Here is a 14,333-nt window from a genome sequence, read left to right as displayed (position 1 = left end):
CCGCCCCCCCTTAATGCACCCGGAACTCACCAACACAATTGCGCCATTCGCCCGGCGCGATCAGCTTGCGGTGGGTAAAGCGCACATGGTGCAACGGGCCTTCGATATTCGACTGCCAGAATTCGATGAATTTGAACAGCTTCGGGTAATCCGGAGCGAGATCGAAGAGCTGCCATGAGAACGTGTTCAGCACGCTTCGGTAGTCCGGCATCCGGTAGGTGAACTCCGCCAGCGTCAGCCCGTAGCCCGACAGCATCATTTCCGTGTCGCTCATCTCGCGCGCCTGCGTCTGCGGCATGTGCATTTCTCCTGTTGGTCTGGCCGTTTCGGCCTTGGTTTGGGCCTCCCTGAAAAAATCCTGCCGGAAAATGATTAACTGTCAATGAAAACATCGTAAAAACAGTATGTTGTCACTCGCGCGTGCTGGCTGCCACCGATCCGCCGCCGGTTCGGCGCATCCGCCATTGCACCCCATATCCGGTATAGGGTAGAGTGTCCCACAACGAGATACGGGACCGGATCCCGCAACGCAAAAAGACAGGCGGACAACGTGAGCGATACACCCGAAACCCCTGAAAACACGCCCGAAAACGGCGAAGAAAACCGTCGTGAACCGATGGCCTGGGAAGGTCCGAAGGTCTCCATCACCCAGGAGATGAAAACCTCCTATCTCGATTACGCGATGAGCGTCATCGTGTCCCGCGCGATCCCCGATCTGCGCGACGGGCTCAAACCGGTGCACCGGCGCATCCTCTTCGCGATGAACGAAGCGGGCAATACCCATGACAAACCCTACCGCAAATCGGCGCGTGCCGTCGGCGACACCATGGGCAAATACCACCCGCACGGCGACTCGGCGATCTATGACGCCCTCGTACGGATGGCGCAGGATTTCTCCATGTCGCTGCCGCTGCTCGACGGTCAGGGCAACTTCGGCTCCATGGATGGCGATCAGGCTGCGGCCATGCGCTATACCGAAGTGCGGATGGACAAGCCCGCCGCCTATCTTCTGGCCGACATCGACAAGGACACGGTCGATTTCGAACTGAACTATGACGGCAAGGACAAGGAGCCCACCGTACTCCCGGCGCGCTTCCCGAACATGTTGGTGAACGGCGCGGGCGGGATCGCGGTCGGTATGGCGACGAACATCCCGCCGCACAACCTGGGCGAAGTGATCGACGCGACGCTCGCGCTGATCGAGAACCCCGACGTCTCTTCCGAGCGGCTGATGGAGATCGTCCCTGCCCCGGACTTCCCGACGGGGGGCATGATCCTCGGTCGTTCCGGCGCACGCAAAGCCTATCTCGAAGGCCGCGGCTCCGTAGTGATCCGGTCCAAGACCCGCGTCGAGGAAATCCGCAAGGACCGCTACGCCATCGTCGTCGACGAAATCCCCTATCAGGTGAACAAAGCCTCGATGATCGAGAAGATCGCCGAATGCGTGCGCGACAAGCGGATCGAAGGCATCGCCCATGTGCAGGATGAATCCGACCGCAACGGCGTGCGCGTGGTGGTCGAGCTGAAACGCGATGCAACCGCCGAGGTGGTGCTGAACCAGCTTTTCCGTTTCACCCCGATGCAGACGTCTTTCGGCTGCAATATGCTGGCTCTGAACGGCGGGCGGCCCGAACAATTGACGCTGCGCGCCTTCCTTGAGCATTTCATCACCTTCCGCGAGGAAGTCGTGGCGCGCCGGACGGCGTTTGAGCTGCGCAAGGCCCGCGATCGGGCCCATATTCTCTGTGGTCTCGCGGTGGCTGTGTCCAATGTCGACGAGGTGGTCGCGACCATCCGTGCCTCTGCCGATGCGGCCGAGGCGCGCGAAAAACTCATGACCCGGCGCTGGCCCGCGCATGAGATCGCCGATTACATCCGCCTGATCGACGATCCGCTGCACAAGATGAACGACGACGGCACCTATAACCTCTCCGAGGTTCAGGCCCGCGCCATTCTCGACCTGCGCCTGCAACGCCTCACCCAGATCGGTGTAAAAGAAGTCACCGACGAGCTGGTCGAACTGGCCGCCAAGATCAAAGACTACCTCGCCATCCTCGCCTCGCGCGAGCGGATCATGGAGATCATCTCCAACGAACTCATTGAGGTCAAAGAACTGTTCGCCGTGCCGCGCCGCACCGAGATTGCCGACTGGTCCGGCGACATGGACGACGAGGATCTGATCGAGAAAGAGGACATGGTGGTGACCGTGACCGCCTCCGGTTGGGCGAAACGCACGCCTCTGGCCGATTACCGCGCGCAGAAACGCGGTGGCAAGGGCTTGTCGGGCATGGCGACCAAGGATGAGGACGTGATCACGACTCTGTTTGTCGCGAACACCCACACCCAGCTTCTGGTCTTCACCGACGATGGCATGGCCTATAAGATGAAGACATGGCGTCTGCCGCAAGGGGGCCGGACCGCCAAGGGCAAGCCGCTGTTGCAAATCCTGCCGATCCCGCAGGGTGTCTCGATTGCCGCCATCCTGCCGATCGACCGCGACGAGAAGGACTGGGACGATCTCCAGATCGTCTTCGCCACCTCGAAAGGCTCGGTGCGCCGCAACCGGCTGTCGGATTTCACCAATGTGAAATCGAACGGCAAGATCGCGATGAAATTCGAAGGCGAAGACGAAGGCACCCGCCTGATCAACGCCCGGATCTGCGATGAGAACGACGATGTGATGCTGGTCACCTCCGGCGGTCGCGCGATCCGTTTCCCGGTGACAGATGTGCGGGTGTTCAACTCGCGCAGTTCGACCGGTGTGCGCGGCATCCGGCTTGTCAACGAGGGCGACGAGGTCGTGTCCATGTCGGTGATCCGCCATTTCGAGGCCGATCCGTCCGAGCGCGCCGCCTATCTCAAAATGCGTCGCCAGATGGCAGGGGCCGATGAGACCGACGCGGGCGATGACGAGGAAGAGGCCGTCGAAGGCGCGATCACGCAGGAGCGTTTCGAGGAAATGCAGGCTGCCGAAGAGCTTTTGGTGACGATCACCAAAGCGGGCCTCGGCAAGCTGACATCCTCGCACGATTACCCGGTGCGTGGCCGTGGCGGTCAGGGTGTGGGCGCCTTCAAGCTCTCGGGGAAAACCGGCGCGCTTCTGGCCTCCTTCCCGGTCGGGCTTGAGGACCAGATCATGCTCGCCACGTCGAAAGGCCAGTCGATCCGCTGCCCGGTCAACGGCATCTCCTTCCGCTCGCGCGGCGCCGGTGGCGTCAAGGTGTTCGACACCGGCAAGGGCGAGGAAGTCGTCTCCGTCGCCTGGATCGCGGAAAGCGAGGATGAGGACGACAGCGCGGAAAGCTGACGCGGCGCCCCTCCGAAACAAGCCAAAAGACCCGTGTCTGCGACGCGGGTCTTTTTTCATGGGCCACTCCGCCATGGCGCTTCTGACGGCCACGACACCACAGTACAAAAGCGTTATTGCATTTTTGTTTGCTATTTTGACGTTTTGCCATCCGATTGGCGCATCAAAGCCCTTCGATATATCCTGATGCAGGGTCGGGATGGCGGTATGTTTGACGCCTCGCCCCTCGCGTCGAGGCCTGCGCTTGCGACACCGCACGCGCGAGCGCTAACGGTCGGCATGCTGGTCGCCCTCCGAACAGCCCTGAGGGGGCCTTGCATGCCATGCGGCAGGAGACAACAGGTGATGCAACGTAAATAACTGAATTAAAATGATTTATGGAATTATCCGATTTTCGGAAGCGCGTCGCCGCACCAGCCGACTCACCCAAAACACCCAGAGGTAAGAGAAACCGTACCTTATGGTGCGCAAATTGGACGACCCTGAAACCGGCTCTGCAAAACTTCGCCAGCCTGACGTGTCGGGTTTGAAAAAACCGTTGCGCAAAGATGACAACATGTCTTTTCTTTGCGCTCTCAGCCCCTGAAATCCGCATTCGCATCGCACTCCCCGGGCCAGACTCCTAAAATGCATCCGTATCTCATGATATGACGTTCCGGACAGCTTCGGGACCGTCTTCATCCTAGTGTTCACACTGCTGACAAAATCGTCTTCCCGACGATGAAGAGGGGCAAATTATGAAAAACCTTATGATCACGACCGCATTGGTCTGTGTGGCATCCACGGCCGCTTCGGCCCAGGAAATCACCTATGGCGGCCTGCTGGCCAATCTCGGCACCTACTCCGTTGACGGCTACGACGCCGACCTGAGCCTGTTCGCAGGCGACATCGGCATCGCTGTCGGCACCTTCGACTTCTGGATTGATGGCGTCCAGGCGACGCTGAGCCCGGAAGGCTCTTCCTACGACGCGCACGCTGACATCCTGACCCTGGGTGCGGGCGCCTCCTTCGGCAACGGCTTCCGCGTTGACGTGTCCTCCAGCGACATCAGCGCAGGCGTGTTTTTCGAAGGTTTCGATGTCGGCATCGACGAACTCGGTGTCGCCTATGACAACGGCACCTATTTCGGCCGCATCAGCTACGCGAAACTCAGCGAAGACACCGACGGCTACCTCGATGGCCTCTGGGGGCTGCACGCTGGCTACGCCTTCTCCGACGCCGCCGAAGTCTCTCTCTCGGTGCACGCCGTTGACGGCGACGTCGAAGACTATGTCGACCCGGTCTACATCCTTTCCGGCAGCTATGACGCTGGCGTCTGGGATGTCAATCTGAACGGCATTTCCGCCAATATCGACGGTCTGGACATTTCGCTTCTGACCATCGGCGGCAGCTATGATTTCACCAGCGAATGGTCTGCCTACGGTGCCTACACCTATGGCTCGCTGGAAGATTACGACGCGAACCTCGTCCGTGTCGGTGCGGCTTACACGCTTAACGACACCTACAAGTTCTTCGCCGACTACACCTATGCCGACGTGGAAGACATGGACGGCAATCTCGATGGGTTCTCCATCGGCGTCTCCATGGACTTCGGCGACAAACCGACCTCGTATGAAACCACTGCGGATCGTCTGACCAACTCTCTGAAATCCGTTCTGGCCTTCGATTACTAAGCGCGACGGCACAATCAGGCACCGCCTGCGCAACACGGAAGGTCCGCCCCTCGGGGCGGGCCTTTTTTCGATGCGGAATAGCGACATCCCCGGTGCAAAGGTTGAAAATTGAACAAAACATCGGGAATTGTCACATTTTCGTGCATATTACCAAAATGTCACAAGGCAGAAATCTTCATCGCACCCCCTCCCGCCCGAAGGTCACTTGGCCTATTCTGTGCGGTAATGCGTTAACCCGTACATGAGGACCACCGTTATGATGAAAACTTCCCTGATCGCAATCGCTGGTGCCACTGTTGCGCTGACCGGCGCCGCGCAAGCCGGTGAGGTCACCTATGGTGCCGCCGAGCTTTCCTATTACAATGCCGACGATGCCGACGTGACCCGTCTGCAAGGCGACATCGACTATATGGTCAACAAATTCGCCTTCACCGCGACAGCCAAAGCCATCGACTACGATGGCGATAACCTCTACACGCTGAACGGCACCCTGGGCTATGAAATCACCCCCGGTTTCACCGGCTATGTGAAACTCACCGCTTTCGATTTCGACACGGGCGACACCGATTACGCCTATGGCCTCGGCGTCGATTACATCGGCAACACCTTTGGCGTGGCGCTCGAATACACCACCATCGACGATGAAGACTTCGAAACCTACAACCTGAACGGTTACTATGGTTTCGGCGCGTCCACCGTGTTCGGCTCCTATGTCTCTCTCGACGGTGATTACAGCCTCTACTCGCTGGGCTACGATTACGACGCGGATGTGTTCGGCCTGACCGTCGCGACCACCTTCACCGAAGACGGGATCGACACCGGATACTCCAGCTTTGCCGGCACCTATCAGTTCGGCAATTTCGGTGTGAAAGCCAATGTGTTGACCGGCAACGACGACCTGTTTGACAGCGGCTTCTATGGCATCGCTGGCACCTATGCCGTCAATGATCGCGTGACGGTCGAAGCCGGGTATGACACCACCTACGGCGACATGGGCGATGTGGACCTGTTCTCGCTGAAACTGTCCTTCGAAATGGGGGGCGATCGCGCCCGTGTCACCGACCGCGTGAGCGACCTGTTCGACAAAGCACGCAGCCCGGTTCTGAGCGCCGAAGGCTTCGACATCTACGAGCCGGTTTACGGCCCGGGTCTGGTTCTGGGCTTCTGATCCAGACATCTGCAAAGAGATACAAAGGTCCGCCCCTCGGGGCGGGCCTTTTTGTTTGCTCCCACTCTTGGCAAAACAAAACGGAAGGTACACGCACCTTCCCTCCGCAGGTCGCTGCCGGGACACCAGATTGGCGCGCAGGTCAGAGCAGGTTGCGCCAGCCTCCGCGCCAGAGCGAAAACCGACCGCCACCCCAGAGGATCAGCGGCACGGCCATCGCAACCGTGAACAGCGTCAAACGGGCGGTATGATCCGGGCGCAGCGGCTCATGCGCCACCGCAAAGTGAAACGCCAGGACCAAAGCCGCCGCCAGTGCCGCCATGACCCGGGTGCGGATGCCGAAGGCCAGCCAGATCGCGATCAGGAAAAATAGGCCACCGACGACCATGTCGCGCATATCGCTCATCAGCAGAAACACCGAGGACATTTCCGAGACGTCGCCCACCAGTCCACCAGCCTGCGCGCGCAGGCCCTGCGTCCAGCCCAAGCTCTCCGACACCGGGTGCAGCAAAAGTGCCACGCCAAGGGAAAGCCGGAACCCCAGACGTCCACCGTCACAGGCGATCCCCGTCAATGAGGAGAACATGTTCATAATGGCCTCGTGCGTCTCTTGTCTTCTTCAAGATAAACGCACAAAAAAGCACCGATCAGCCAGTTCAGATTTGCACATTGCGCAATTGCAACAATCTATGCGTGTGTTCGCGCTGCAATTGCGACCCATTCATCCGCGGCCCGAGATCCCGTCCCCCAGTCGCGTAAAGCTGGAATTTGCCACGCTCTGTGCAATGAACCCGGTCACCTGGGTGATCGCAGGGTCCCCACGCCGACTTTCATGATAGCTCATGTAGAGATCGCAGCTTTGCGCCGTATCCGGCACGGCCACGAAATCCGCCATCTCCAGACCGGAAGCCACCGGAAGGAGCCCCGCCAGACGGGTTGCGCGCATCACCAGTTGCAGATGGTCGAACGTATCCACATGAATGCGCGGCGGCTGGCCGAAATACTGCGTCGCACAGACCATCGGCTCGAACTCCCGTAACTCGACCCCGAGCCCGCCCCAATCCCGGATCGCCGGATCGCGCTCCGGGGCAAAGACCTGGACCCTGATCGACCCGATCTTGCGCGAGATCAGCCGCCCCGCGCGCGGTCGCAGGGAGGAGATGATGACATCATTGCCGGACAGGGTCTCGATCATCGCCCGATTGTGAAAGCTGAGCTGGATGTTCTCCATCTCACGGGCGCATTCCGCCAGTGCGGGGATCAGGATATGCCCCGAGATCAGCGGCGAACAAGCCACCCGGATTTCCGCGCTCTGCAAACCGTGCTTGAGGCGCAGGCGGTTCTTTTCCCGCTCGATCTCCTCGTGAAACCGATCCGAAGCCTCGATGAGACCGCGCACCTCCGGATTCGTGCCCCAGCCTGCGGGGGTCTTGATCACCGGATTCATGCCCAGTTCGTCGGCCATGCGCTCCATCCGGCGCGACACTGTCGCCGGGTTGGTGCCAAGCGCCCGCGCGGCGGCAGCCATCGTGCCATGCCGTTCGATTGCCAACAGAAATTTCAGGTCATCCCAACGATCCATTCCGCTTGTCCTCTTCTGCGCGCCCGCCTGTGCTGCCCGTTCTCAAACGCCGGACCCGCCGTATGAGCATGGACGGCAGCCCCCTCATTCACTTTACCGAAAAGCCAGAAATGGAAAAATAAGATGATAATAAGGTAAGACAGAGCGACATATACGCAAAATGAACACGCTTGTCCGCTTGACCTCACGCAACCCGATGCATTTTCATCCGCTCTCCTGCCATGCACCCGCTCCCGGCAGCCTGGCACGGCGCATGCGTCACATGCAGGAAAAGACAGGTCCGCCGCCCTAGGAGCATCCGGCGCGATGGGGGCGGCAATTTCTCGAATTGGCCTCTGATCAATTGAATTTCGCGGGACTTTTCATGTGGAATGCCTACAACTGAGCCGAACCGGAACCAGGAACACGACCCAGATGAGCGCCTATGACCAAATGCTGAATGTGACCCAGACACGCCTGATGGATGCGCGGATCATCCCGCCCCTGCGCGAGGGGGCCTTTCGGCATATGGCCGGTGTCTTCGACAAGACCGGGGCGTTTTGCCAACCCGCCAACATCAAGCGCGGCGCAGACTACCTTCTGGGCACGAAAAATCTGCGGGAGACACCCGCCAAGCGTCTTCAGGGCAGACATCTCTACGGCGGTCAGATGAACCACCATTTCGGGCATTTCCTCTGCGAAACCCTCTCTCGCCTCTGGGCTCTGGATCATCTGGACACGGATATGGACTCGATCCTGTTCCTGTCGCGGCGCCCCAATACCCCGCATGACCTGCAACCCTTTCAAACCGCAATATTCGACGCCCTGAACCTGCCGGTTCCGGTCCGGATCGTCTCCGAACCGCTCATCGTCGACGAGCTGATCGTCCCGACCCAGGGCTTTGGGGTGGACGAACTCGGCGAAGGTGCGCCGGAATTTCGCGATTACATCCATCGGAGTTTTCTGCCGGAGGTCGCGCCGGAGGGGCCGGAAAACCTTTACATTTCTCGACAGGGCCTATCCCTGCGGGCGGGCGCGGCGCTCGGTGAGACCGCCCTGTCCGACAACCTGCGCAACGCGGGCTATGAAGAATTTTTTCCGGAAAAACACGACATCGCCACACAGGTCGCGCGTTACAAGGCGGCCAAGAACATCGTCAGCATCGAAGGATCGGCCCTGCATCTCTATGGTTTCGTCGGCCATAAGACCCAGAATGCGGCGGTGATCGTCCGGCGCTCCGACATGTTGGCGGCGAACATGATTGCGGCACAACTCAGGACATTCTGCGACATCACCCCGCATGTGCTGAATGCCGTGACCCGGGAATGGGACATCGCCGACGGCCCCGTGCGCAGTTCGAAATCCATCAGCCTGCTGGACATCCCGCAACTCGGCCATGAGCTAGCGCAAGCTGGCATGCTGGAGGACGGGGCCTGGGCCCCCGCCACGGGCAATTTCGACCGGCGTATCGCGCGGATCAGCGGCAAAACCAACCGGGATTATCGCGAAGTTCCGCTTCAAACCGCCCCCGCACACGGCTGATCGCAGGACACGGCCTTGCCATGCCGGGCCATCACGACTAAGCCCCATCCTAAAATGGTGCAGGACGTCATGACAGAACACACACTTCACATCGTCGGCGGCGGCATGGCCGGGTCCGAGGCCGCATGGCAGGCCGCCAATCTCGGCATCAAAGTCGTGCTGCATGAAATGCGGCCCGAGGTCGAAACCTTTGCGCATCAAAGCGGCAAATTCGGCGAGATGGTGTGCTCCAACTCCTTCCGCTCGGACGATGACGAACAGAATGCCGTGGGGCTTTTGCATTGGGAAATGCGCGCCGCCAACGGTTTGATCATGGCGACGGCGGACAAGCACAAACTGCCTGCAGGCGGTGCTTTGGCCGTGGATCGCGAGGCCTTCGCCGATCACGTCACCGCCACACTTGAGGCCCATCCGAACATCTCCGTCGACTACGGCGAGATCACCGAATTGCCCTCCGAGGGCATGTGGATTTTCGCCACCGGCCCGCTGACCTCTCCGGCACTTGGCGAAGCCATCGCGGCTGAGACCGGCGCCGATCGTCTGGCGTTTTTCGATGCCATCGCCCCCATCGTCTATGCCGAGAGCGTGAATATGGATGTCGCCTGGCTCCAGTCCCGCTATGACAAGGGCGAGACCGAGGAAGAGCAGAAAGCCTATCTCAACTGCCCGATGACCAAGGATCAATACGAGGCCTTCATCGACGCGCTTCTGGCCGCGGACAAGACCGAGTTCCACGAGGGCGAAACCGCGAAATATTTCGACGGTTGCCTGCCGATCGAGGTCATGGCCGAACGCGGGCGGGAAACCCTGCGCCACGGACCGATGAAACCCATCGGCCTGACCAATGCCCATAAGCCCGAGGACAAGGCCTATGCCGTGGTGCAATTGCGCCGCGACAATGCGTTAGGAACGCTTTATAACATCGTCGGATTTCAGACAAAAATGAAATACAGCGCGCAGACTGAGGTGTTCAAAATGATCCCCGGTTTGGAGAACGCAAGCTTTGCCCGTCTCGGCGGCATTCACCGCAACACCTTCCTCAATTCGCCGACGCTTCTCGACGATCAGATGCGGTTGAAATCGCGGCCGAACATTCGCTTTGCCGGTCAGGTGACGGGCGTTGAGGGCTATGTCGAAAGCGCTGCCATGGGCTTGCTCGCCGGTCGCATGGCCGCCGCCGAACTACTGGGCCGCAACCTGCCGCCGCCGCCCTTTACCACGGCGATGGGCGCCCTGATCAACCACATCACTGGTGGTGCGGAGGCCAAGACCTTTCAGCCGATGAATGTGAACTTCGGTCTTTTCCCGCCGCTGGACGGTCTGCGTGGCGGTCGCAAAGGCCGCAAGGAGCGCTACAAAGGGTACACAGATCGCGCCAAAGAAGATTTCAATCAATGGCTTGAGGAGCAATCCTAATGCCCTACGTGACCCGGTTTGCGCCTAGCCCCACGGGGCCTCTGCATCTGGGTCACGCCTTTTCCGCGCTCACCGCTTACACCCGCGCACGGGAGCAAAACGGTCGTTTTCTCCTGCGCATCGAGGATGGCGACACAAGCCGCTGCCGCCCGGAATGGGAGGCGCTGATCTACGCCGATCTCAGATGGCTCGGGATCTCTTGGCCGGAGCCGGTCCTGCACATCACGGCACGCGAAGACATTTACGCAAGTGCCCTGAAAAGGCTCGATGAACTGGACCTGATCTATCCCTGCTCCTGCACCCGCCGCGATGTGATGAACGCGCTGTCGGCCCCGCAGGAAGGTGCCCCAATGGGTCCCGATGGGGTGATTTACCCCGGCACCTGTCGCAGCCGCGCCATGGCATCATTCCGCACCGGCGACGCGATCCGACTCGATATGGCAAAAAGCCTTGCATATCTGGGGGATGTGAGCCGATTCTCATGGCAGGAAACCGGCCCCTACGAGACCGGAACGCATCGCCTCGATGCGGATCACCTGATCCAGGGTGTCGGCGACATCGTTCTGGCCCGCAAGGAGCTTGGCACCGCCGCCTATCACCTTTCCGTGGTGATCGACGACGCGGCTCAGGGCATCACCGAGGCCGTGCGCGGTGCCGATCTTATGGAGGCGACGCAAATCCACCGGCTGTTGCAGGCACTTCTGGATCTGCCGGAACTTGCTTACCACCATCACCGCCTGATCCGTGACGAGAACGGCAAACGGCTTGCCAAACGCACGGACGCCAAAGCCATCTCGAAATTTCGCGAGGAGGGCCTCACCCCTGAGGATGTGAAAGCTTTGATCGGATTGTGAGTATTTGGGGCAGCAAAGGAAACGGAACGGGGTTCCTTTGCTGGCAAAATACTCAACTCATCGGTTTCATCAACTCAACGGCCTCGCCGTCCTGCACCGAACGGTAGAAACACGAGCGCCGATTGGTGTGGCACGCAGCCCCCGCCTGATTGACCAGAACGAGGATGCAATCCATGTCGCAGTCGAAGCGGAAATCCACCAGCGTTTGCAGGTGGCCGGAGGTCTCGCCCTTGACCCAGAAGGCCTGACGCGAACGCGACCAATAGGTCACCTTGCCGGTCTCCAGCGTTTTGCGCACCGAGGCCTCGTTCATCCAGGCCATCATCAGCACCTCGCCCGTCGCATGGTCCTGCGCAATGGCCGGGATCAGCCCCTTGTCATCATATGTCAACTGAGCGGCATCGAATGTGCCAAATCTCTCATCGCTGCACGTCGCACTGCACATGGGCCTGTCCTTTCCAAACGAGGGCATTTGCCCTATCTATGAGACCCGATCCCGAAAGGCAAACCATGTCCGCGACCTCCTCCACTGACCTTGCACAGCTCTATTCCGGCACGCTCCTGGCGCTGGCGGCCGACATCCCGCTCACGGGGCGGCTTAATGCGCCGATGGTGTCGATCAAGGAACGCGCACCGCTCTGCGGCTCGACCGTGACCGTGGACATGGATGTCGAAGACGGGCGCGTCACCCGGTTTGCGCAGGATGTGAAGGCCTGTGCCTTGGGTCAGGCGGCGGCCTCCGTACTTGGGCGTCATGTCATCGGGCGCACGGAAGCCGAGCTGATCCGCGCCCGCGACGAGTTGACCGCCTTTCTCAAGCAGGATGGCCCCGTGCCTTCCGCCCCGTTCGAAGGCTTCGAGGCCCTCCTGCCCGCCCGCGATTTCAAAAATCGGCACGCCTCCATTCTTTTGGCGCTCACAGCCGCCTGTCACGGTTTTGACAGGCTGAAAACCCCGGACTGAGACGAATTGGAACGGGCTTAACCGAAGCGTAAGACCCTTGGGGCATGATCCGGAGCAATCCGGAGGTGTTCATGATTCCCAATCCCGAGTTTGACGGGGCCCAACCCGCAGATCAGCGCATGACGAAACTTGCCGACTATGCGGGCCGTCTCGGTTTCGAAGTGGTCGATATCGCCGGCTTTCTCGATACGGTCGACCGTCAGTCGCAAAACCAGATCCGCACGTTGAGCGAGGCCCAGATCGCCGCCTCCGAGGTGATGGCGGCCAATGGCACCGTGCGTCAGGCTCTGACTTCGGTGACCGGCATCACCGATCAGACGCTTGCGAAAGTCGAGGGCTCGGTGGCCTTCGTGCGCGAGAGCGGGCAGAAATCGCAAAGCGTCGCCGCATGGGTACAGGAACTGGCCGAACGCATGGAACGGGTTGCGAAATCGCTCGAGGCGGTCGAGGCCAACAATGCCCATATCGCCGACATCGCCCGTCAGGTGAACATCCTCGCCATCAACGCCAAGATCGAAGCCGCGCGCGCTGGCGACAGCGGTCGCGGATTCGGCGTCGTGGCTGAGGCGATCAACGAATTATCACAGAAGACCGCGCGCGCTGCGGGAGAGATCGAGGAGAATATCTCCACCCTGTCGAGCTGGGTCGGGAAACTGCGCGACGAGGCCGGCACCGTGTCTTCGGACGCTTCCCATGTCATCGCCAATGCGACCGAAGCGGACCACGCGCTGACCGGCATTGCCGAAGGGGTGCGCCAAACCCATTCCGCCACCCGGACCATGGCGGATGAGGCCGAGAAAGTTCAATACGCGGTGGAGAAATTCCAACCCGCCTTCGACACGATCGGCACCATCGCGCGCGATACGGCGGAGGGTATCCATATCGCCAACACGCGTGTCGAAAAGCTGGTCGACAGTTCGGAAACCATCTTCCAGACCGCCGTGGCCCTCGGTGGCGCGAGCGAGGATCTGTTCTTCATCAACAAGACGCGGCAGGCCGCAGCAGAGATCTCCGCCCTGTTCACCGGCGCCCTCGCCTCCGGCCGAATTTCGCGTGCCGATCTGTTCGACCGGAGCTATGTGCCACTTGCGGGCACCAACCCGGCGCAGCATATGGCGCGGTTCACTCAATTCACCGACGAGGTTCTGCCTGAGATTCAGGAAGCCATGCTGTCGATCGACCCAAAGGTCGTGTTCTGCGCGGCGATCGACCCGAACGGCTATCTGCCGACGCACAACCGCAAATTCTCACAGCCGCAGAGCAAGGACACGGCCTGGAACGCTGCCAATGCCCGCAACCGACGCATCTTCGATGACCGCGTCGGGCTCAAGGCCGGGCGTAACACCGAACCCTTTCTGTTGCAGGTCTATCGCCGCGACATGGGGGCCGGAAAATTCGTCATGATGAAGGATGTCTCCGCGCCGATCTTCGCGGATGGGCAGCATTGGGGCGGGCTGCGCCTTGCTTACACGTTCTGAACAAAAGAAACCGCCGCACTTCGGGGCGAAGGCGGCGGCAGTCGGATCTGAGCTCCGCACGGCGGTCGGTGGGATGAGGCCCACCGCTGACGGGAACAGGTGAATGTCAGCAGAAAGCCGGAGTGCGGGTCGGGGTCAGATCTCAGGCAGAATAGGAATATCGTGTCTCAATCAGGCGAGATCAGAGCAGAGCCGGCAGGGACAAGCCTCCCATGAGGATGACGAGCAAAGCAACCGCTCCGAGCATATCTTCGAACAGCGTGGCTTGCGAACGGGCGACTACGGATTTCAGGTCGTTGATCATGGCATCCTCGGCATCATGGTTAATGACTTGTTGCCAATTTGTTCTCATATCGCCCGAGGCCTGTAAA

At 60.2% G+C, this 14,333-nt stretch carries 13 protein-coding genes; 8 read left to right on the top strand and 5 right to left on the bottom strand.

Annotation, left to right across the window (positions count from 1 at the left end; genetic code table 11):
* Positions 1-10: 10 nt before the first annotated feature.
* Entirely contained in the window at positions 11-298 is a 288-nt protein-coding gene (locus NH195_RS17025) for an usg protein (RefSeq protein WP_066709738.1), read from the bottom strand.
* 252 nt (positions 299-550) lie between these two features.
* Between NH195_RS17025 and gyrA the strand changes: the two genes are divergently transcribed.
* The 3 genes from gyrA to NH195_RS17010 all read left to right on the top strand — a co-directional run bounded on the left by gyrA (position 551) and on the right by NH195_RS17010 (position 6,148).
* Positions 551-3,307, top strand: coding sequence for a DNA gyrase subunit A (gene gyrA / locus NH195_RS17020; RefSeq protein ID WP_202906522.1), 2,757 nt, complete (start codon positions 551-553; stop codon positions 3,305-3,307).
* A gap of 737 nt (positions 3,308-4,044) precedes the next feature.
* Positions 4,045-4,980, top strand: a complete 936-nt coding sequence (locus tag NH195_RS17015; protein WP_066709729.1) for a hypothetical protein — start codon at positions 4,045-4,047, stop codon at positions 4,978-4,980.
* A gap of 256 nt (positions 4,981-5,236) precedes the next feature.
* Positions 5,237-6,148: a hypothetical protein gene (locus NH195_RS17010; protein WP_066709726.1), complete on the top strand. Its 912-nt coding sequence runs from the start codon at positions 5,237-5,239 to the stop codon at positions 6,146-6,148.
* A gap of 142 nt (positions 6,149-6,290) precedes the next feature.
* On the opposite strand, the gene NH195_RS17005 is transcribed toward NH195_RS17010, so the two are convergent.
* Both NH195_RS17005 and NH195_RS17000 read right to left on the bottom strand, forming a co-directional pair.
* A complete protein-coding gene (locus tag NH195_RS17005) occupies positions 6,291-6,734 on the bottom strand; it encodes a hypothetical protein (RefSeq protein ID WP_162265887.1) in 444 nt (147 codons plus the stop codon).
* A gap of 135 nt (positions 6,735-6,869) precedes the next feature.
* Positions 6,870-7,730 (bottom strand): LysR family transcriptional regulator, encoded by an 861-nt coding sequence (locus tag NH195_RS17000; protein ID WP_066709719.1) that lies wholly within the window; start codon positions 7,728-7,730, stop codon positions 6,870-6,872.
* Positions 7,731-8,144: 414 nt separating this feature from the next.
* Between NH195_RS17000 and NH195_RS16995 the strand changes: the two genes are divergently transcribed.
* From NH195_RS16995 to gluQRS, 3 genes are all read left to right on the top strand, one after another.
* Positions 8,145-9,251 (top strand): glycosyltransferase family 61 protein, encoded by a 1,107-nt coding sequence (locus NH195_RS16995; RefSeq protein WP_066709715.1) that lies wholly within the window; start codon positions 8,145-8,147, stop codon positions 9,249-9,251.
* 69 nt (positions 9,252-9,320) lie between these two features.
* Positions 9,321-10,667 (top strand): methylenetetrahydrofolate--tRNA-(uracil(54)-C(5))-methyltransferase (FADH(2)-oxidizing) TrmFO, encoded by a 1,347-nt coding sequence (gene trmFO / locus NH195_RS16990; RefSeq protein WP_066709712.1) that lies wholly within the window; start codon positions 9,321-9,323, stop codon positions 10,665-10,667.
* Positions 10,667-11,521 carry a tRNA glutamyl-Q(34) synthetase GluQRS gene (gluQRS, locus tag NH195_RS16985; RefSeq protein WP_066709708.1) on the top strand — a complete coding sequence of 285 codons (855 nt, stop codon included), beginning with the start codon at positions 10,667-10,669 and terminating at the stop codon, positions 11,519-11,521. The genes trmFO and gluQRS overlap by 1 nt, the downstream gene beginning before the upstream one ends.
* 52 nt (positions 11,522-11,573) lie before the next feature.
* Here gluQRS and hisI read toward each other — a convergent pair whose 3' ends face one another.
* The gene (gene hisI / locus NH195_RS16980; protein WP_066709705.1) at positions 11,574-11,966 is read right to left on the bottom strand and encodes a phosphoribosyl-AMP cyclohydrolase; all 393 of its coding nucleotides are present in this window, start codon (positions 11,964-11,966) and stop codon (positions 11,574-11,576) included.
* A gap of 65 nt (positions 11,967-12,031) precedes the next feature.
* Between hisI and NH195_RS16975 the strand changes: the two genes are divergently transcribed.
* Positions 12,032-12,484 (top strand): iron-sulfur cluster assembly scaffold protein, encoded by a 453-nt coding sequence (locus tag NH195_RS16975; RefSeq protein ID WP_066709702.1) that lies wholly within the window; start codon positions 12,032-12,034, stop codon positions 12,482-12,484.
* Between the two features lie 119 nt (positions 12,485-12,603).
* Positions 12,604-13,962, top strand: a complete 1,359-nt coding sequence (locus tag NH195_RS16970; RefSeq protein WP_238379793.1) for a methyl-accepting chemotaxis protein — start codon at positions 12,604-12,606, stop codon at positions 13,960-13,962.
* A gap of 181 nt (positions 13,963-14,143) precedes the next feature.
* Here NH195_RS16970 and NH195_RS21815 read toward each other — a convergent pair whose 3' ends face one another.
* Positions 14,144-14,266 (bottom strand): hypothetical protein, encoded by a 123-nt coding sequence (locus tag NH195_RS21815; RefSeq protein WP_274377293.1) that lies wholly within the window; start codon positions 14,264-14,266, stop codon positions 14,144-14,146.
* Positions 14,267-14,333 lie beyond the last annotated feature (67 nt).

This window comes from Celeribacter ethanolicus (assembly GCF_001550095.1).
In the GTDB taxonomy this organism is placed as follows: Bacteria; Pseudomonadota; Alphaproteobacteria; order Rhodobacterales; family Rhodobacteraceae; genus Celeribacter; species Celeribacter ethanolicus.
Note: the sequence above shows the minus strand (reverse complement) of the source record. Positions and strands in the feature narration are given on the sequence as shown.